The organism is Ruegeria sp. YTSA064 (assembly GCF_059610325.1).
This window is the reverse complement of record NZ_JBXWNK010000006.1, coordinates 237183-256227: the sequence shown is the minus strand read 5'-3', so window position 1 is coordinate 256227 and position 19045 is coordinate 237183. Positions and strand designations below refer to the sequence as shown.

Genomic DNA, 19045 nt, shown 5'->3' with positions numbered 1-19045 from the left:
TCTAAGATGGCAACAAGATTAAAACACTTTATCGCGCAGGGGCTGGATCGTCTGGCCCTTGCGTGTGCGGCGGCATCAGCACTGGGAATGATTGCCATTGTTGGCATTATCGTAACCAGTGTCCTGATGCGTAAGTTTGCCAACTCGCCTCTTCACATCACAGAGGAAGTAGTTGGACTGTTATTGAGCGTCTCGTTGTTTTTGGGTTTGCCGATGGTCACCTTGCGGGCCAAACATGTGCGCGTTTCGCTGTTGGCCGACAGGATAAAAGGCAAGATGCATGTCGTTGTGCAGATAGTCGCGCTGCTGGTTGGTATAATCTTCTTTCTCTGGTTGATCGTCGAGACGATCCCTTGGTTCGAGTTTGCTTTCATGCGCTATCTCAAGACGGAAACCACCCGGATTCTGCTCTACCCCTGGATGGCGTTAATGCCGATCTCTCTGACGCTAACCCTATCCATTTTTGTGGCCCGTCTGGTCGGTGTTCTGGACCGAGTGGATGACTCAGAAGCAGATATGGAACAAAGCTTTACCGACGAGGCCCGCTAATGTCATTTTGGCTTACTCTGATTGGGGTGCTGGTTGCCACCGCCGGTACTGGCGTCGCTTTGGGTGCCGCATTGGGCCTGACTGGGCTTATTATCCTTTACTTTTTCTCAAACGGCGCGACCTCGCTTGCAATCGACGCAATCTGGAGCGTTTTCAACTCGTTCACACTCAGCGCGGTGCCAATGTTCATCTTGCTTGGTGAGGTGTTGCTGCGGAGCGGAATCAGCGAGAAAGCCTATTCCGCATTCTCGCCTCTATTTCGGCGAATTCCAGGTGGGTTGCTGCACACTAACATTGCGGTTTGCACATTGTTTGGAGCCGTCAGCGGTTCGAGCCTTTCGACAGCAGCCGCGGTCGGATCGGTTGCTTATCCTGAAATGTCCAAGCGCGGCTATGACAAAGACACCGTAGTTGGAAGTCTGGCTGGCGGAGGCACGCTGGGGCTGCTGATACCGCCGAGCCTGTCTTTCTTGATTTACGGCGCATTGACGGAAACCTCGATCGGCCGCCTGTTTGCCGCAGGCATTATCCCGGGTTTCCTAGTGGGTCTGATGTTCATGGCCTATCTCTTCGTAAAATGCTCTCGCAACCCGTCGATCGCTCCACGTGACCAGGAGCCGGTATCGTTGTGGCAAGCCTTAGCAGGCTTCAAACAGATTTGGCCACTTCTGGCACTGATTTTCGCGGTGATCGGCAGCATTGTGGGTGGTTTGGCAACGCCAACCGAAGCCGCAGGTGTGGGCGTTGTGCTGGCAGTCATTATCTCTTCGATTTGGGGGGATTTGACCTGGAAGAAATTGGTTGAGGCGGTGTATCAGTCCGTTCTGTTGTTCGCTGCAGTTGGTTTTCTGGTGCTGGGCGCAACCATTTTGGCAAAATCCACAAGTATCCTGGGTGTCCCTCAGCAAATTCTCGAGGTGGTCGCAGAAAGCGGTATGGGAACCTACAGTGTGCTGTTAATCGTCGTTCTGATTTATCTGATCCTGGGATGTTTCTTCGACGGATTGTCCCTGATGATCATGACGTTGCCGGTGGTATTCCCGCTTTTGACGGGCTTGGGATTTGATCCGATCTGGATCGGAGTAATCATCACCATCGTGATCGAGATTGGACAGGTCACACCCCCGGTGGGACTTAATCTATCTGTCCTGACGGCGCTGACCAATAATGAAGTCAGTTTGGGACGCGTCGCGGTGGCAACAGTGCCTTACTGGTTGATCCATCTGTTCGCCATTCTGGTACTGACGATGTTCCCTGCATTGGCGCTTTTCCTGCCAAATCTGCTATTCTGATAAAGGAGCTCAGCCCTGTGGTTCTGAAAGTGAGGCCCAAAAGTTTCGGACCGGTCTTTGTGTTCTTCGATGGAAGTGCACAACTCAGCTATGCCTATGGGGATACTGACGACATTATTTCTCATCCGCCGCATGAAACTCCGGTGGACACAATGATTGCGTCGCTTGGTTCATGTATCATACGTTCAGTCGAGTGGGCGGCTGCGCAACGTAAATCGCAGTTGAATCCTTTCACGGTCAAAATTGTAGGCACCAAGTCTCCTGAATTGCCCGGTCGGTTGGAGAAGGCCGAGATCACGATCATCGGCGATGTGGTGGATGATGGGGTGATGGCCACCCGCATCTTGAAGCAGGCTAAAGCTATTTGCACTGTCAGCAACTCATTGAACACCGAAGTCGAGATCAACATTCAGGCGGCCTGATCGCCTGAATGCCGCTGCCAGCCAATTTCTCGGTACAAGGAGCAGAGCCATGACCGAACCCTCTGCTGCGAGGCACGAAGTTCCCGTAGATTCCGACACGACCCTTGAAATGCTCGACAGAGATCCAGCCTCTGTCTATCGGCGTTTGCGGCGCGAAGCGCCTGTGGTCCGGATAGAGGCGATCGGCCGGATTGTTTTGACTAAGGCAGACGACACCTATCTGGCCAAAACGGATTCACAGCATTTTCATTCCTCCGATTCCAGGACGGCAATGGAACGAGCGTTTGGTGGCAACACGTTGATGCGTAAAGATGGTCCGGCGCATCTGGACGAGCGAAATGCAATGGTGGAAACCTTTCATGCTCGCCACATTTGCGATACCTGGAGGGCTAGGTTCCAAGCAGTCACTGAATTGGCTGTATCCGCTTTGCGCGATCAGACCAGAACGGACCTTCGCCAGACCTTGGCGGCTCCGCTATCGGCGCTCTACCTGCAACACGTTTTAGGCATCCAGCCTGACGATCAGGATCAACTTTTCAGTTGGGCGAATGCCTTGATCACGGGGGCCATGAACTCGGGTTTTGACCCGGCCGTATTTGCGCTCAGCGATCGTGCCAACGATGAAATGAACCGGTGTTTTGACAGGATGATCGATTTTCATCGCGAAAACCCCAATCCTTCCGTTTTGTCAGTGATGGTCAATGCGCCTAATCCACTTTCACTAAGTCAGATACGCACAAATCTAAAAATCTGTATCGGGGGCGCGGTGGTCGAAAGCCGTGATGCGATTTCAACCACGATCCACGGGCTTCTACGCAATCCGGATCAGCTAAATCACTGCATAGAATCCGATCGTTGGGACTTGGCATGTGAGGAAGGGCTGCGCTGGGTTGCCCCTATTCAGGCCAGCCCACGTATAGTTGCCAGTGAAATTGCCCTACGCGGAGTAACGTTGCCTAAAGGTGAAACAATCTTGGTTGTGCAGGGCTCGGCCAATCATGATGAAGACTACTGGCAGGACCCACATCTGTTCAATATTTATCGCCCGCTTAGTGCAAACCAGACCTTTGGGTTGGGTCCGCATCGGTGTATGGGGGGCGATCTGTATCGTCGACTGGTAAGCGATGCACTGCTGCCGTATTTGTTCCGGTGTTTTCCAAATATGCAGGCCGATCCCTCGCGGGCTGTAGAGTTCAGGGGTTTTGCTTTTCGTGGCCCGACTTCACTGCCGGTTTTTCTCCGTTGAGTTTGATAAATGCGGAGGCGGCATTGAACGAGCGCCTCGATAACGGTGTGGCAGAAACTTAGAGTTGGTGAATTAACCCAATAACAACCCTATTCTTCGTTCATAATTATCGAATAATATGCCAATGGTGATAACTTTGGGTCATATTTTTTTGTGATTACATATAAAATACTCATCAAAGGAGTATTCCCATGTCGCTTGCAGATTTTCGTAGTTCTCTAAAATCCGATAACCTTGTTCGCAACTTGCGCGAAGGCGTAATTGGCGACGGGGCAAGCATCCCGGGCCTGTTTGGCGAGGTATCACTCGTTTACGCAGATTATGTTGCCTCCGGACGGGCTCTTGCTCAGGTTGAGGACTATATCCGAGAATCCGTGCTGCCCTATTATGCCAACAGCCATACCGAAGCATCGTTCTGCGGTTCCTTTATGACCCGTCTGCGCGCCGAAGCCCGGGCTGAAATCTCGCGTCTTACTAATGCCGCAGGGTGCAGCACGATATTTACTGGTTCTGGTGCTACTTCGGGCCTTAACCGGCTTGTCGCGCTATTTGGTATCAACGACGCTGCCAAGGCTGTTGTTTTTATTGGTCCTTACGAGCACCATTCCAATCTGCTGCCTTGGCGTGAATCAAAAGCTGAAGTAGTGGAAATCCCCGAGGCCGCAGAAGGTGGCCCTGATCTGGCGTTGCTTGAAGCAGCATTGAAGGATCATGCTGACGCTGACGTCAAAATTGGCAGCTTTTCGGCAGCGTCCAATGTCACGGGTATTGTCACTCCGACCGATGAGGTCACGCGATTGCTCAAGTCCCATGGTGCATTGTCGGTCTGGGACTACGCAGGAGCTGGTCCCTATCTGCCGATTGATATGAACCCCGCCGATGATTGCCAAAAAGACGCAGTCGTTGTTTCACCACACAAGTTTCCGGGGGGGCCAGGAGGCAGCGGGGTATTGATAGTGCGCGATGACACTGTTTGTCTGGATATCCCATCGTGGCCAGGAGGAGGGACAGTAACCTTCGTGTCGCCGTGGGATCATCGGTACTCGTCCGATATCGCAGCCCGCGAAGAGGCAGGCACCCCCAATGTTATTGGTGATATTCGCGCCGCGCTGGCCTTTATCATCAAAGACGAAATTAGTCAGGCCTTCATCTCTGCACGCGAAGCAGAGATGAACGAAATGGCATTGAAGGCTTGGTCCAAAAACCCGCAACTGGCCCTGTTGGGCGTTGGTCACCCGCATCGATTGCCAATCTTTTCGTTTCGGGTGAGCCGTGCTGATGGATCGCGTTTCCACCACCAGCTTTTTACCCGAATGCTAAGCGACGTTTATGGTATTCAGGTACGAGGTGGATGTGCCTGCGCAGGTCCGTATGCGCATCGGCTCTTGGAAATAGGACAACCCGAATCCGAACAGCTATTCAGCGATCTGCGGGATGGAAAAGAGTTGCTTAAACCGGGTTGGGTACGTCTGAATTTCAGTTATCTGATGGATGACGCGAAAGTTCAGTACATCATCGATTGCGTGAACGAATTGACCGGTCGTCTCGACGAGTTGGAAGTGCGTTACATGTCCGATCCAGCAACCGCTCGCTTCGCCATCAATTCCGACGCGCTTGAAGTGGCGTAGTCGGCGATATCGAGAACTTACGGCGGTCGGACCTCCCTCGGTGGGTCTGGCCAAATTTCTTACTGTCTGATTGTGACAACAGCCGGGAGCGGGTCATTTTGCAACGATTGAAATATCGAAGTTCAGTTTCTATCACACACGGGGGCTTGAACATTGAACCTGGGATTAGTGCGACTGATTTTCATTTGTACCGTGACTGGGTAGAAGTCGTTGGCTCTTCGAATTCTAAGGCGCGGGTTCGTTCAATGTGAATTGATTACGCTGCTACCAGTTTGTGTGCGATCATTCACCGAGAAAGAGGCCATTTGGCACGGCGCGTCAAATGGTCAGGCTATTTAGTGGTCAATCTGGGTAGATTGGCCATGTCGGGCCGGGGCATGAGGAATCATATGGTCGAATCGCGCAGTGAAATTGCATTTTCCCGACGATGTATCGTGTTGGAGCAGACATGCGCATCAGTGTAGGGATCGCGGTGACTCTGCTGGTTGCGTTGTCGATTGGCGTGTCAACTTTTCTGGTGCATTCGCTTTGGTGGACGACTGCACGCGAGAACAGCCGAATGTTGGCGGCTGAGATCAATAGCCAGATCGCAAATACTGTTCGGATCGAAGTTGGCTTGACGCTAAGATCTGCCGAGGCAGCCTGGGCAGCCGTGCGAACCATCTTTGTTCAGGATGTCATCGCCACGCGACAGGCCGACAAACGCGAGTTTGTCTTTCTGTCGCAACTGCAGGCGCAACCAAACATTTCGTGGATCATGTTTGGTTGGCCGGACGGGAATTATTTCGCCGCTCACCGCTTGGGGGATGGTGGGCTTGAGATGATCGAGATCGACAGCGAAATCCGAGATGGAATGCTGCGGACCGACCGATACATTTTTATTCCGGGTGATATTCAGTTCGAAGAACGGGCTTTCTCGGCGACAACCTTTGATCCGCGTGATCACGCTTGGTATCGGAATTTCATAGGCCGGGGCACTGCCGACTGGATCGAAGCCCGCGATCTGCCCGGTGGTCATAAGACGGTCTATGCGTTTGCAGGCCCCGTCGACGTAAATCGCAAGCGTCAGGGTGTTCTGGCGGTTGTCATCGAAACTGACAGGCTGTCGCGTTTTCTGGGCACACTGCGACCTGGTGAATTTGGCGCTGCATTTATTCTTGACGCTGACGGGAAGGTGATCGCAGTTCCCGATCCCGAGGCGGATGAGATCACACCTGCCCGGATGGGTGAAGGTCAGCTTTACGAAGTTGCCAAGAAGTCCGGGCAGCAACTGCTGGGGAATTCGATTTCGCGCGCGTCCATGAACTCCACAACTAGGATTGTGAACGATGGCGTGCCCTATGCAGTGGCTCTGACACCGTTGGGGTTTTATGGGTGGCGCGTGGCGACGGTTATTCCCGAGTCTGCATTCTTGTCCGGAATCAATCAGACACTGGTGAACTTGCTCTATATTCTGGTCGGAGTTGTCGTCGTCGCAACGGCGCTGGCAATTTGGCTTGTCCGAACGGTTGTCGCAAATCCTTTGGCACGCATCGTCGAAGACCTGAGCCGCGTTGAAAGGTTTGATACCGAAAAGATCACGCGCAGACCCTCAAAGCTTCGCGAACTTTCGAATCTTTCAGCGGCAACCGCGAATATGGCGGCAGGCCTATCGGCCTTTCGCAAATATGTACCAACTGATCTTGTTCGGATGCTGGTTGCAGAGGGGATCAAAACGCAGCCGGGCGGAGACCTAAAGCGAATTTCAGTTCTGTTTTGTGATGTGGCTGGTTTTACAGGGCTTTCGGAAAAGCTGGGCCCCGAAATTGTTCAGTTGATGGCGCCGTTCTTCAGCGCTGCATCGTCTGCTATCGCCCGGCATGATGGGACGATTGATAAGTTCATGGGTGATGCTGTCATGGCCTTCTGGGGTGCCCCGCGTGCCGACGCCGATCACGCCGAACATGCCTGCAGGGCGGCTTTGGATCTTGTCGAATTCGTTGCCGCAACAGGTATCAAAGATGATGAGGGGCACCCTCTGAGCATACGTGTGGGATTAAATACAGGCGATGCGCTGGTCGGGAATATCGGTTCAGAAGAGCGGTTGAATTATACAGCGATAGGCGACGCTGTTAATATTGCCAGCCGTCTTGAAGGTGCCAACAAGATTTATAGAACTTCGATTCTGATCGGCCCGGAAACGCGCCGTGCTGCAGGTGATTCAATCGTGGTTCGCGAGCTCGACACATTGGCAGTTTATGGTCGAACAGGTGGTCTGGTGATTTATGAGTTAATCGAAATGGCCGACAGTTCTGCGGGATCGCATTCATGGATAAAAGCTTACGAAGAAGGACTTGAGCACTACCGAAACCTCCGCTTCGAAGCGGCGATCCGGGCTTTCGAAGCTGCAGAACGAGGCCGGGGCGGCGATCAGGCTTCAGCTATTATGATAGAGCGCTCAAACACCTATCTGGTGTCGCCACCACCGGAGGATTGGAACGGGGTTGCTATAGCGGACTCCAAGTGAATTGACCGGCTTGGGCGATCACCAAGAAATGGTGCTTACACCGCAGTCTCCAGCGCCGCCGAACTATACACCTCGGTGCTGACCTCAAGGTTTCAGATGTAACAGACATCCAGCGTGCAAAATGCGACACGAAGGAGATCGTCTCCCGATGTTTCATTTTCAGGTAGGTGAGGGAGAGACGCATTGGCGGAGACCATTCAGACAGGTCCTTCAAGTGTCTTGAATGGGTCGCTAGCCTGTCAAAACTGAAAGCCAGGTGCCTGATTTTAGGATTCAAGCGCCTGAAGGATGGTCACAGCGATAATCTGTGTCACATCCTCTGCACTACAGCCCCGCGAGAGGTCGTTGGCTGGTTTGGCTAGCCCCTGAAGAACCGGTCCAATTGCCAGATAACCGCCTAACCGCTGGGTCATCTTATAGCCAATATTCCCGGCATCCAGATTTGGGAAAATCTTGATGTTCGCCTGTCCGGCAACTGTCGATCCGGGTGATTTGCGTTCGCCGATCGATGGAACAAATGCGGCGTCAAATTGCAGCTCTCCATCAACGTTCAATTCCGGGTGCTTCGCGCGGAGTATTTCTGTTGCGTTGACTACTTTGTCGACCGACGGATGGCGTGCGCTGCCCTTGGTTGAAAAGCTCAGCATCGCGATTTTTGGTTCTTCCCGCAGCAAGGCGCGCGCGGAAACCGCCGATGCAGCAGCAATACTCGCCAATTCTTCCGAATTCGGGTCTATTACTAATCCGCAGTCAGAATACAGCATCGCACGTGCACCGGGTTGTGCGTTTTCGGGCGGGTACATCAGAAAAAAGGATGACACCATTCCAGCGCCAGGTTTCATGCCAATGACCTGAATTGCGGTTCTGACAACATCGCCAGTTGTATGTACCGCTCCTCCCACTGTGCCTGTTGCGTGTCCGAGTCTCACCAGCATCGCCGCATAGACCAATGGCGTTTCCGCCGCCTGCCGCGCCTTGGCTTCGTCAACACCCTTGTGTTTTCGCAGGTTATAATACTCGGCTGCAAAAGCCTCAGTCAGGGAAGATTGGGCCGGGTCGTGGATCGAGATACCGTCGCCAGCTGATGCGCCCTCGGCGTGCAATGCGGCTTCAACCTCTGTTTTTGGTCCGACCAGAATGATATCGGCGACACCCGCACTATGTGCCGCCAGCGCCCCTGCTACTATCCGCGGGTCTGCTCCTTCGCTCAGCGCCACAACAGGGCGGGTTGTCGGCGCATTCGCCTTCAGCAGCTCGATTGGCGTCAAGGTCATCGGTACCCGTCCTTCTCCACTAGAATTGGCAGCAACGCTCGGTTGAGGACATTGGAGTACACCAATTGGCTTGCCCGTAGCTGCACTGCGCCGGTTCGTCTCACAAACAATGGTTTTGTTCAATGCGTCAAACGGCGCGCCGCTGCCGATAAGCGACCAGAAGTGGGCCAGTTGTTGGCTCGTCGCTGTCAAATCTGCGTGAACGGATCAGGAAGAACTCTGATCCCAGATCGGCGTGCAGTCTTCGCGGAAGGCGAAGCGTAAGAGGTGTTGTTCAATAATCTGTTTCCAATGTTCCAGATCACCGCGCGCGCGCGTTGTAGCGACAATCGACAGATAGTCTTGGGTCGCCGACATCTCGACAGATTTGCCATCCGAAAAGTTGATCCGGCCGTGCGTCTCGTTGAATTCAACCTCGGCCTTGTGCGACCAGTGCTTGCAGAGTTGTTGCAGATATTTGCTGCTGTTGGCCGAGGTCATCCGTCCCGATGCTGTCTGGTCAGGAAGCAGGCTCAACGCTTTTTGCGCGCTCGTGCGAATAGCGCTGGCAAACCGGGTTACATCAATGTCGGTGGCTACAAAGGTTGCACCCAGATCAAGACATTGGCGCTGCATCTCGGGGTCCGTAGTCAGAATACCTGCCGCCTTGCCAGCGGCCACTGTGCGTTTTATGGCATCAAGCACGGCGGCTTTGACCTCTGGGTGTCCTGCCTGGCCGATATGGCCCATATCAGCAGCCAAATCTGCTGGTCCAATAAAGACCCCGTCAACCTCGGTCTCCAGAATTCCATCAAGTGCCGCCATACCGGCACGGTTTTCAACCTGAACGATCAGACATATCTGGTCATCTGCAGTGGTGAGATAGTCGTCGATTGCGGCGAACATCGACGCCCTAGCTAAAGATGAACCGACACCGCGTGACCCAATAGGCGGATACCGAACCGCCCGAACCAGTTCTTCTGCCTGATCCTTAGTTTCAACCATTGGTACAAGGAGACTTTGAATACCCGCATCCAGATATTGCTTGATCAACCATGTTTCGCCGATCGGCAAGCGGGCGAGTGGTATGCTGTCGGAGGCTTCTATCACGCGCACCTGTTCCAGTATCGAGCGCAGATCATTCGGGGCATGTTCGCCATCTACCAGCAGCCAATCAAATCCGGCGGTTGCCGAGATTTCGGCGGCGTATGGACTTGCCAAGCCAATCCAGCAGCCCATTTGGGGGCGTTTTTCTTTTAGCGCGATCTTAAAGCGGTTTGTTGGGGCAGGCATGGCGAACTCTCTTTTAAGCGAAGCGAATGTCAACGGACCCAAACGCGCCGAAATCAGCATGGATTTCGGTCCCGGAAGGGCATTCGACCGGTCGGATAAAACTACCGGACAGGATAATCTGGCCGGGCTCAATGCTTTGGCCATATGTAGCCATGCGGCGCGCCAGCCAAACAACGCTTTCGATTGGGTCGTTCAGCACACCCGCTCCCAGTCCGGTTTCTTCGATTTCACCGTTGCGGAATGTCAGAGCTCCGACCCATCGCAGATCAGCAGCATCGATCTTATGACGCGCGGCACCCAACACAATGCCAGCATTGGCCGCATTGTCACTGATGGTATCGAACACGGTTCGGGTCTTGCCGGTCTCGGGGTCTACACGCTGGATCCGTGTATCGAGAATTTCGATGGCAGGTGCGACATAGTCAGTGGCTGCAATCACATCTTCTCGGCTCACGTTGTCTCCACCCAACGGAGATTTGGTGACAAAGGCGATCTCAGCTTCGATGCGGGGCTGAATGAATCGGTCGGCAGGCACGGTTGCGCCATTGTCAAAGATCATGTCGTCAAACAGGATACCGCTGTCAGGTATATCGATGTTTAGCGCGTATTGCATCGCTTTCGAGGTCAGGCCTATCTTCCAACCAACCACGCTGCGACCCTCGGCCAACTTGGCGCGATAGATTGCGTTTTGTACCTCATAAGCATCATCCATCCCCATCTCGGGATGACGCAAAGACAGAAGGCCGATCTGATTGCCGCTGCGTTCGGCGTCAAGCAAGTCTGCAGCGGCTTTTGCGTGCTCGGCAGGTGTCATACAATTTCGTCCTCGATGCCATTGCGCAAAGTCCCAATGCCTTCGACTTCGATTTCGACCACGTCGCCTGGCCTGAGGTATTTAGGCGGATCAAACCGCGCACCCGCGCCTGTGGGCGTGCCGGTAACGATTATATCTCCAGGCTGCAGGGTCATGAAGGTCGAGATATATTCGATCTCGCGTCGGATCGGAAACATCATGCGGTTCAGCGTATCGTCTTGACGTACCTCTCCGTTGACGCGGGTGACGATACGGGCGTCATCCAGCTGAGAGGCGTTGGTAAATGGCACCAGCCACGGCCCGATGGACCCAGAACGATCCCAGTTCTTGCCTTGCGTGACGTTGAATTTCGCGTGCCGGACCCAATCGCGGATCGTGCCTTCGTTGCACAGTGTCAGAGCTGCGATATGGTCATAGGCCTGATCCTTGGGGATACGTCGCCCTGTTTTGCCAATGACAATCGCAACTTCACCTTCGTAGTCCAATGTATGGTTTTCGGGGGGGCGAACGAGGTTTTGTTCATGGCCCGTAAATCCACTGGCGAAACGTGGAAACAGTGACATGTATTTCGGTTGCGCGCTGCCATCTTTGTATTCGGCATTCCGATCCGGAAAATTTACTCCAACGCACAGGATGCGCCGCGCATTGGGCATGACCATTTCATAGGTGAACTCGGTGTGTGTCGCAGGTTTGCTACTAGCGACCGTCTCTAGCTGGTCCAATGCACCTGCAGCTATAACATCATACAGAGATGGCCAGTGGGGAAAATCCGGCGAAAGGGCGATCATGCCCTTATCGGTAACAGCCCCGTAGAATAGTTCTTCATTGGCTGTGTAAGTTGCGTAGCGCATTGATTTTTGTCCTCGTCAGCGGGGTCCGGTCTCATACTGAATTTCAACTATTAGCCGCCACACTCAGGTTCTGATTTAGCAATTCGAGGGTTCAAACGGGGAAGATGACATTGGTCTGTCCGGTGCCCGAGCTGGGGAAGTACTCAGTCACGACCTCGCACTTCTTGTCATAGGCATCCCATCCCAGTGCGCCATACAGCATCGCCGTGTCGTGCATCGAACCTTCACCACAGCAGAAATTGGCATAGTCGCCCAGCATCTTGAGGAATGTGGCGTGGTCGCCGTTCTTCCACATTTCAAGAACGTGCAAGTCCATCTGGCGGTTGAATTCCGAGCTGATGGTAAATGTGCCGTTATTGGCAGCGTAATCCTTGTTGGCCCAGATCTTGTGCGACAGGGAACCGGACGCGACCAGCAGCACCTTCTCATCGCTGGCCTCGACCGCCTCGCGAATGGCTTCACCGATGATCCGACTTTCGTCATGATCGTGAACCGTGGCCCAAGCAGCGACGGAGACGACCTTCATGTCATGCTCGCGGCTCATGAACCGCATCGGGACCAAAGTGCCATATTCCAGTTCAAGACTGTCCAGATGATGCGCAAGCGTATAGGTGCCCTTATCCGATGCGATTTTGGCAATCGCATCCCCCATTTCCGGGTTGCCCCGATACGAGTAAGGCAGGTTCTGAATGAACTGAGGGAATTCGTTTGAGGTGAACAGCCCCTCGAACTTCTCGTTCGCGTTGATGTGGAACCCGGCATTGATAACCCAATGGGTGTCACAAATAATCACAGTGGTCGCACCCAGCTCTTTCGCACGACGTGCGATTTCGCGGTGGCCGTCAATGGCTGGCTGACGTTTACCTTTTATCGGCCCTTCCTGCTCGGACATAAGCAGCGTGGGTACGTGGGTCATCTTTGCAGCAAGAACGATTTCGCCCATGATCTCCTCCTGAATTTTCAGTCTTTTGAGCGGGTTGGCCTACTATAGCTTACCCAATTGCATGATTTTGTGTTGCCCTGTGGCAAAACCGATATGCTTTTGTTCCATATAGAACTCAAAGCTCCAATCACCGCCATCGCGACCTATGCCGGATGCCTTTACCCCGCCAAACGGTGTGGGTAGGTGTCGAACATTCTCCGAGTTTACCCAAATCATCCCAGCCTCGAGCTTGTCGGTAAAGCTTAGGGCACGGGTTAGATCGTTGGTCCAGACATAGCCGGTCAGGCCATAGTCGGTGTCGTTCGCCATAGTCAGCGCCTCTTCCTCGGTCGAGAAGGGGATTGAGGTCAGAACGGGCCCAAATATTTCCTCGCGCGCAATCCGCATCTTGTTATTGGCGTTAGTGAACAGGGTGGGGCGGACAAAATAGCCTTCGTCGCCGACCTTTTCGCCACCTGCGGCGATCGTGGCACCGTCAGCCATAGCGATGTCAAAGTAGCTGGTGACTTTGTTGTAGTGTTCTTCGGTTACAATCGGGCCAATCTCGGTTGCTGGGTCCAGCGGATGCCCGACCTTGATGTTATTGACACGTTCAATCAAGCGGGCTTCGAATTCCTCTTTGATCGTATCTTGTACCAGCAAACGCGACGACGAAGTACAGCGCTCACCGTTGATCGAATAAATCATGAAGATTACCGCATCCAGCGCACGATCCAGATCGGCGTCATCAAACACGATCACTGGATTTTTTCCGCCTAGTTCAAGATGCATCCGCTTCAGTGTATCTGCCCCTTGCTTGGTGATAATGCTTCCGGTGCGGCTTTCCCCCACAAAAGCAATTGCTTTGATCGCAGGATGCTCAGTCAGACGTTTACCCACATCATGACCAAAACCGTTTACTGTGTTCAGAACACCTGGCGGAAGCCCGGCCTCTTCAGCGATTTCTACCAGCAGTCTTGCGGTTAGCGGGCTATCTTCGGCCGGTTTGTGAACCACGGTGCAGCCCGCAGCCAACGCAGGAGCGATCTTCCATGTGCTCAGCATGAACGGCGTGTTCCATGGCGTGATCACACCCACAGGGCCGATCGGTACGCGGGTGGTAACATTCATCAAGGTTGGTGATTTCAACTGCTGGCCATCGCGGGCCTGCACCACTTGATCAGCAAAATAGCGAAAGTTCTCGGCCCCGCGCAAAGCCGCCTTGGACATAAACCGCCATGTCTGTCCCGTGTCCCAGCATTCGCATAGGGCAATCTCTTCGGCGCGCGCCTCGATTGCGTCAGCAATGTTGATCAGAATTTTCTTTCGTTCCGTTGCGGGCATGTCCCGCCACGCTGGAAAAGCGTCCTTTGCGGCTTGGGCCGCCGCATCTACATCAGCCTCGGTGCTGCGGGCCACATCACAGATGGTGCTTTTGTCCACTGGTGTCGTGGATTGAAACACACCAGCAGAGCCATTGCGGTCTTTCCCTTTGATCCGGTTTCTGATTCCAGTTTCCTTGAAACGGGTCAGATAGCCAGCCAGTTTTTCGATATTGCTGTCCAGTGCGCTCATATATCAGGTCTCCTGACGGTCCGCGTCCATATGGTCGCGGATCGTGCCGGTTTTTGGGGAAAGCTCGGGGTCTATGTCGCGCATTTCCAGTGACAATGCGATTGAATGGCGGGCCATGGCCGGGGCCAGATAAGTATTGGCTGCCTCAAAGATGCGCCGGGTGGCGTCTTGTTTCACATCTTCACTGCGACCTGCGCGCAGGCGGATCGAGATATCGATAAACCCGTGGGCCGGGTTTCCATCGGCGATGGCATAGTGATCGACCCGCACCGCGCGAATGCGAATTCCGGGCGTTGGGAAGGTATCAATATCCGCCGCTGCCGCGCGGAGGCATTCGCACAGACCGCTCATGTCCACGATATTTTCGAGGTTTCCCGAGTAGTCGACGTGAAAATGCGGCATGGCCCCTCTCTGCGATTATTTGATAAACATGTTAAGTAATATGCTCGCTGAGGTCAAGCGCTTTCCTTAACATATTAACCGTAGGGAAGGTAATATGGGCTTCCTAAGTGTGTAGGGGGAGTTCCTATGTTCTGGGACTTTTTAGGTACTCAGGCGGCGTTAGTCCGGCATGAAACCAGTTTATGAAAGACACGATGGAAAAGACGGGCAGGCCCGTCGCTTTTTGAATATCCGGCGCGTAGGGGCACATATTGGTGCATTCCAATACAATGGCGCCAAGGTCAGGATTGTCGGACTGAAGGGCAAGCGCCGCTTTGACATTGTCGGTGCGGGCTTTGTCCACATCCAATGTCAGTTTGTTTTCAAGGATCGCCGAGGTAAATTCGATGCCTCCTTCGGTTGTGCCGATTGGTGTGCCCTCGGGAACACGAGCTTTTCTTAGGTGTTCTTTGCTCAGCGTCGATGCGGATATGGTTAGTACTCCGGCGTGTTTTCCCGCTGGCAAAACGCGATTGACCATCTCAACCTGCATCAATGAGGAGGTTGCTACAGGGACAGACACCGCTTCGGCCAGTTCTTCCTGAAACAGCGAGAGAAATCCGCAATTGGTGGTGATCCCGTCCACCCCATCTTTGACAAGGTCTCTTGCAGCGTCGATAAACGCATCCAGCAGCCCTTCTGCCCGTTGCCGGACCACAAGGTCAGGTGAAGCGTTGCGAACGATGCGATACAGCACCGGGAACGACCATGTCTGCGCATTCCCCATATCGCCGGGAATCCGCGGAAACTGGGCGTCCAGCATGAGAATCCCAACGGATGCACCATAGATAGATTTGCCGCCCTTCGCGATCATGACTGCGCCTCCTGAATGATGCGGGTTGAGATATCTTTGGACCCTTCCATGTAGATGCTGGATATCCCATGGCGCACCGCATCCTGCACCTGATCCATCCGCTTGTTGATATGGGTGCCCAAAACCCGTGCAGCTTCATCGGCATCTCGGTCGATCAGTGCCTGCATGACACGTTTGTGCTCGTCTTTTGATCGCTGAACCCGGTCAAGGCTCATGGAAATCCAGCGAATATAGCGAATGCGCTCGTTGATCCGTGTCAGCGTCTGCAGCAACTCTTTGTTTCCGGATAGTTTGGCTATTCCTAGATGGAATGCCTCGTCCCGGGTCACCGCTTCTTCTACCGTCAATCCGGTGATATCGATACCGGTTGCATACAGCTCATCATGGAGCGCCTGCAATTGTTCTGAAGTGGCTTTAGTACACGCCGCTCGAACTGCGGCGGTTTCGATGATTTGGCGCAACTCGAACAAGTCAAAAATGCTTTGGGCATCCAGAGGGCGGCAAAAGAAACCCTGTCCCGGGCGAAAGTCGAACAATCTCTCTGCGACCAACCGGTTCAAAGCCTCACGCAATGGGGTCCGGCTGACGCCCAATTCTTTCGATAGTGCGACTTCGTTCAATCGATCGCCGGGACGCAGGCGGAATGAGACCGCCATCGCCTTCACCTGATCGTAGATGTCATCAACGCGTGGACCCGCCATAAGCATTTCTCCTTGATCTACAGGTGCCACACGCCGTTCTTGAAATCAATATACAAAACTGTATACAGTACTGTGTGCAGGAAGAATCGAAAGGGTATCTACCATGACGGGAACGAATTATCTGACCGGAGCCGAAGCAATGGTACGTATGCTGGAAGCGCATGGTGTGAAGCACATGTTTGGCTTGTGTGGTGATACAACCCTGCCGTTCTATGACGCGCTGGCCCGCATGGATCATGGTATTCAGCACATTCTGACCCGGGACGAGCGTCATGCAGCCTATATGGCAGATGGTTACGCACGGGTGACTGGTAAGCCAGGTGTATGCGAAGGCCCTTCTGGGGGTGGGGCGACCTACATTCTACCCGGTGTGGTCGAGGCCAATGAAAGCTCGGTTCCTATATTGGCAATTACCTCTGATGTGGCAACGTCCAGTCGGGGGAAGTATCCGCTCACCGAGTTGGACCAGCCCGCGTTGTTCAAACCGCTGGCTAAGTGGAACACATCACTGGATGATGCCACGCGACTGCCAGCCATGGTGCGTGCTGCTTTTCGCGCAATGACAACTGGAACTCCCGGGGCCACACATCTTGCTCTGCCCTTTGACACTCAGAAAGCGCCGGTCGATGAGGCCGAGATATGGGCTGATGCCCGGCATCGCAGTTATCCAGCCGAGCGCGCAGGGCCTGATCCGGACGCGATCGAGGCGGCAGCAGAAATACTCGCAGGATCGAAATCCGCAGTGGCGGTCTGCGGTGGAGGACCTGTTTTGTCCGGAGCCACAGACGCCCTGCGCCGTGTAGCGGCGCTGTTGGATATGCCCGTTGCCACGACAGTATCCGGGCAGGGTTCCATCGCCGAAACAGAATCTCTTGCCTTGGGTGTCGTCGGGTCGAATGGCGGGGTTCCAGCCACCCGTGCAGTGGTGGACGCGGCCGATGTCGTTCTTTTCATCGGCTGTCGTGCCGGATCAGTTACGACTGAACGCTGGAGAAGCCCCGCGCGCTATGCCACTATCATTCATATCGACAGTGACCCGATGGTGATCGGGGCCAATTATCCGACCGAGGTTGCAATTTGTGCCGACGCCCGATTGGCGCTTGAGGCTTTGGCACAGGCGCTGGAAGAAAAGAGTGATCTGCCAAAGCTTGGTGGTGCTGCCAAAGCCAGCGCCGCATGGGCGGCCAAGATGGCAGCCTTCAACTCACTCGCTGCTAGCCACGAAACACCGATCCGTCCCGAAGCGGTTATGGCTTCGCTGATGGATATTTTGGATGACGATGCGATTGTGGTCGCTGATCCAGGCACGCCATGTCCTTATTTCAGTACACATTACCGCTGGCGGAAACCTGGGCGGCATTTCATCACCAATCGGGCCCATGGGGCGCTGGGGTATTCATTGGGTGCTGCGATGGGCGCACATATCGGGCGGCCTTCGGTCAAAACGCTCTCCGTGATGGGGGACGGCTCTTTTGGATTTACCTGTGGTGAGTTCGAAACCATGGTGCGGCACAACATGCCGATCACATCGATCGTGTTCTCGAATTCAGTCTTTGGCTGGATCAAAGCGGGACAGAACGCGGGGTTTGGCCAGCGCTACTACAACGTCGATTTCAACCGCACCGACCACGCCGCCGTCGCAAGCGCCTTCGGTGTGAAATCCTGGACAGTCAAAGACCCTGAGGATCTGCCGAAAGTTCTGAAACAGGCGATTGAGCATGATGGACCCACACTGGTCGACATCCATTCGCAACAGCTTCACGAGGCCGCTGCGCCGGTTTCGGAGTGGGTAGCGTAAGAGGCAATTGAAGGAGTCAATTGGGCCAGAAAATCCTGAGCAATCGTTGAAAGAGGACGCCCTTTGGCGGTGATGATTGCCAAATCCAACATCACGGCGGGTCGGAAGGGGCGGGTTTGATACCCGCTCTCGCCATCAAAGGTAACAGTAAAGGGGTCGATCATCGCAACCCCCATACCTTGCTTAACGAAGCTCAGCAGATTTTCGGACAGATGCGTGTGGATCTGAGTCCGCCAGGTGCGCCCCGCGGATTGGAAGATGTCCCTGGTCCGCCTGTGTGTTTGATGTTCAGGACCCATCACGATGAACGGTTCGTTTTCGAGTATCTCGGGTGTGAGCACATCATGGACAGCCAAAGGGCTTTCTTCTGGGAACGTTGCCAGCGTTTCAAACTGAAAGACTTGGTAGTTTAGCGTGTCATGCAGAATGGGCATCTCGACAACGCCGATTTCAAACAAGCCTGAGATTACCCACTCTTGAATTTTCGAGGAATATTGCGACTGAAAACTGACCGATAGGTTCGGGCGGCTTTTGGCGAAGCGAGCAATCTCACGCGGCATGAAGCCGAAGGATAAAAGATGCGGTGCGGCGATCTGCAATTGGCCGGGGTGCTTGTTCTGCAGATCCGTGACGGCCTGCGCCACGTGGTCTAGGCCTCGAACAACCGTATCAACCTCGCGATACAGCAATTCCGCTTCTGGCGTAGGCAGAAGACGCCCTTTGTTACGCTCAAATAGAGGTAGCCGCGCTTCTCGTTCGAGTTGGGCCAGAAGGTTACTGATACCCGGCTGTGAAATTCCAAGCACCGAAGCCGCGCCTGTCACGGTTCCGGTCTCCATTATTGCATGAAAGGCTTGTAGCTGACGAAAACGCAGGGACATGTTTTACAGTATCATTTTTTCTGATGATCTCTAGATAATATAGTATTTGAAATGATAGC

17 protein-coding genes are annotated in these 19045 nt (G+C 53.9%); 7 read left to right on the top strand and 10 right to left on the bottom strand.

The annotated features are described in order from the left end of the window. Positions 1-6 precede the first annotated feature (6 nt). The 6 genes from AC2FI7_RS11310 (at position 7) to AC2FI7_RS11285 (ending at position 7643) form a co-directional block, all read left to right on the top strand. Entirely contained in the window at positions 7-549 is a 543-nt protein-coding gene (locus tag AC2FI7_RS11310) for a TRAP transporter small permease (RefSeq protein ID WP_010441611.1), read from the top strand. Next, positions 549-1841: a TRAP transporter large permease gene (locus tag AC2FI7_RS11305; RefSeq protein WP_496816161.1), complete on the top strand. Its 1293-nt coding sequence runs from the start codon at positions 549-551 to the stop codon at positions 1839-1841. The genes AC2FI7_RS11310 and AC2FI7_RS11305 overlap by 1 nt, the downstream gene beginning before the upstream one ends. A 29-nt stretch (positions 1842-1870) precedes the next feature. Continuing rightward, the gene (locus AC2FI7_RS11300) at positions 1871-2263 is read left to right on the top strand and encodes an OsmC family protein (RefSeq protein ID WP_496833391.1); all 393 of its coding nucleotides are present in this window, start codon (positions 1871-1873) and stop codon (positions 2261-2263) included. A 49-nt stretch (positions 2264-2312) separates the two neighbouring features. Continuing rightward, positions 2313-3509 (top strand): cytochrome P450, encoded by a 1197-nt coding sequence (locus AC2FI7_RS11295; protein WP_010441608.1) that lies wholly within the window; start codon positions 2313-2315, stop codon positions 3507-3509. Between the two features lie 191 nt (positions 3510-3700). Then, positions 3701-5137, top strand: a complete 1437-nt coding sequence (locus tag AC2FI7_RS11290) for an aminotransferase class V-fold PLP-dependent enzyme (RefSeq protein WP_010441607.1) — start codon at positions 3701-3703, stop codon at positions 5135-5137. A gap of 448 nt (positions 5138-5585) precedes the next feature. Further along, positions 5586-7643: an adenylate/guanylate cyclase domain-containing protein gene (locus AC2FI7_RS11285; RefSeq protein ID WP_010441606.1), complete on the top strand. Its 2058-nt coding sequence runs from the start codon at positions 5586-5588 to the stop codon at positions 7641-7643. Between the two features lie 266 nt (positions 7644-7909). Here AC2FI7_RS11285 and pta read toward each other — a convergent pair whose 3' ends face one another. The 9 genes from pta to AC2FI7_RS11240 form a co-directional block, all read right to left on the bottom strand. Continuing rightward, positions 7910-8917, bottom strand: a complete 1008-nt coding sequence (gene pta, locus AC2FI7_RS11280; protein ID WP_010441605.1) for a phosphate acetyltransferase — start codon at positions 8915-8917, stop codon at positions 7910-7912. Positions 8918-9124: 207 nt separating this feature from the next. After that, positions 9125-10189 (bottom strand): aldolase/citrate lyase family protein, encoded by a 1065-nt coding sequence (locus tag AC2FI7_RS11275; RefSeq protein ID WP_010441604.1) that lies wholly within the window; start codon positions 10187-10189, stop codon positions 9125-9127. Between the two features lie 13 nt (positions 10190-10202). Beyond that, positions 10203-11003: a 2-oxo-hept-4-ene-1,7-dioate hydratase gene (hpaH, locus tag AC2FI7_RS11270; protein WP_010441603.1), complete on the bottom strand. Its 801-nt coding sequence runs from the start codon at positions 11001-11003 to the stop codon at positions 10203-10205. Next, complete coding sequence (locus AC2FI7_RS11265) at positions 11000-11854, bottom strand: fumarylacetoacetate hydrolase family protein (RefSeq protein WP_496816160.1); 855 nt, start codon at positions 11852-11854, stop codon at positions 11000-11002. Before AC2FI7_RS11265 ends, hpaH begins: the two co-directional genes overlap by 4 nt. Before the next feature lie 91 nt (positions 11855-11945). Beyond that, on the bottom strand, positions 11946-12797 hold the full coding sequence (gene hpaD / locus AC2FI7_RS11260) for a 3,4-dihydroxyphenylacetate 2,3-dioxygenase (RefSeq protein ID WP_496816159.1): 852 nt from the start codon (positions 12795-12797) through the stop codon (positions 11946-11948). Between the two features lie 42 nt (positions 12798-12839). Further along, positions 12840-14351: a 5-carboxymethyl-2-hydroxymuconate semialdehyde dehydrogenase gene (hpaE, locus tag AC2FI7_RS11255; protein ID WP_496816158.1), complete on the bottom strand. Its 1512-nt coding sequence runs from the start codon at positions 14349-14351 to the stop codon at positions 12840-12842. 3 nt (positions 14352-14354) lie between these two features. After that, positions 14355-14753, bottom strand: a complete 399-nt coding sequence (locus AC2FI7_RS11250; RefSeq protein WP_496816157.1) for a 5-carboxymethyl-2-hydroxymuconate Delta-isomerase — start codon at positions 14751-14753, stop codon at positions 14355-14357. 124 nt (positions 14754-14877) lie between these two features. Further along, positions 14878-15606 (bottom strand): aspartate/glutamate racemase family protein, encoded by a 729-nt coding sequence (locus AC2FI7_RS11245; protein ID WP_496816156.1) that lies wholly within the window; start codon positions 15604-15606, stop codon positions 14878-14880. Then, positions 15603-16307, bottom strand: a complete 705-nt coding sequence (locus AC2FI7_RS11240; RefSeq protein WP_170780507.1) for a GntR family transcriptional regulator — start codon at positions 16305-16307, stop codon at positions 15603-15605. The genes AC2FI7_RS11245 and AC2FI7_RS11240 overlap by 4 nt, the downstream gene beginning before the upstream one ends. A 103-nt stretch (positions 16308-16410) precedes the next feature. Here AC2FI7_RS11240 and AC2FI7_RS11235 point away from each other — a divergent pair, with 103 nt between their 5' ends. Then, the gene (locus tag AC2FI7_RS11235) at positions 16411-18105 is read left to right on the top strand and encodes a thiamine pyrophosphate-binding protein (protein ID WP_496816155.1); all 1695 of its coding nucleotides are present in this window, start codon (positions 16411-16413) and stop codon (positions 18103-18105) included. Here AC2FI7_RS11235 and AC2FI7_RS11230 read toward each other — a convergent pair. Further along, entirely contained in the window at positions 18066-18986 is a 921-nt protein-coding gene (locus AC2FI7_RS11230) for a LysR family transcriptional regulator (RefSeq protein WP_010441594.1), read from the bottom strand. The genes AC2FI7_RS11235 and AC2FI7_RS11230 overlap by 40 nt on opposite strands. Between the last annotated feature and the right edge of the window lie 59 nt (positions 18987-19045).

What these genes read in the sequence shown, in the direction of transcription:
- AC2FI7_RS11310 (WP_010441611.1), top strand. Translation starts at nt 7, where the DNA reads ATGGCAACAAGATTAAAACACTTTATCGCGCAGGGGCTGGATCGTCTG.
- AC2FI7_RS11305 (WP_496816161.1), top strand. Translation starts at nt 549, where the DNA reads ATGTCATTTTGGCTTACTCTGATTGGGGTGCTGGTTGCCACCGCCGGT.
- AC2FI7_RS11295 (WP_010441608.1), top strand. Translation starts at nt 2,313, where the DNA reads ATGACCGAACCCTCTGCTGCGAGGCACGAAGTTCCCGTAGATTCCGAC.
- AC2FI7_RS11290 (WP_010441607.1), top strand. Translation starts at nt 3,701, where the DNA reads ATGTCGCTTGCAGATTTTCGTAGTTCTCTAAAATCCGATAACCTTGTT.
- AC2FI7_RS11285 (WP_010441606.1), top strand. Translation starts at nt 5,586, where the DNA reads ATGCGCATCAGTGTAGGGATCGCGGTGACTCTGCTGGTTGCGTTGTCG.
- pta (WP_010441605.1), bottom strand. Translation starts at nt 8,917, where the DNA reads ATGACCTTGACGCCAATCGAGCTGCTGAAGGCGAATGCGCCGACAACC.
- AC2FI7_RS11275 (WP_010441604.1), bottom strand. Translation starts at nt 10,189, where the DNA reads ATGCCTGCCCCAACAAACCGCTTTAAGATCGCGCTAAAAGAAAAACGC.
- hpaH (WP_010441603.1), bottom strand. Translation starts at nt 11,003, where the DNA reads ATGACACCTGCCGAGCACGCAAAAGCCGCTGCAGACTTGCTTGACGCC.
- AC2FI7_RS11265 (WP_496816160.1), bottom strand. Translation starts at nt 11,854, where the DNA reads ATGCGCTACGCAACTTACACAGCCAATGAAGAACTATTCTACGGGGCT.
- hpaD (WP_496816159.1), bottom strand. Translation starts at nt 12,797, where the DNA reads ATGGGCGAAATCGTTCTTGCTGCAAAGATGACCCACGTACCCACGCTG.
- hpaE (WP_496816158.1), bottom strand. Translation starts at nt 14,351, where the DNA reads ATGAGCGCACTGGACAGCAATATCGAAAAACTGGCTGGCTATCTGACC.
- AC2FI7_RS11250 (WP_496816157.1), bottom strand. Translation starts at nt 14,753, where the DNA reads ATGCCGCATTTTCACGTCGACTACTCGGGAAACCTCGAAAATATCGTG.
- AC2FI7_RS11245 (WP_496816156.1), bottom strand. Translation starts at nt 15,606, where the DNA reads ATGATCGCGAAGGGCGGCAAATCTATCTATGGTGCATCCGTTGGGATT.
- AC2FI7_RS11240 (WP_170780507.1), bottom strand. Translation starts at nt 16,307, where the DNA reads ATGGCGGGTCCACGCGTTGATGACATCTACGATCAGGTGAAGGCGATG.
- AC2FI7_RS11235 (WP_496816155.1), top strand. Translation starts at nt 16,411, where the DNA reads ATGACGGGAACGAATTATCTGACCGGAGCCGAAGCAATGGTACGTATG.
- AC2FI7_RS11230 (WP_010441594.1), bottom strand. Translation starts at nt 18,986, where the DNA reads ATGTCCCTGCGTTTTCGTCAGCTACAAGCCTTTCATGCAATAATGGAG.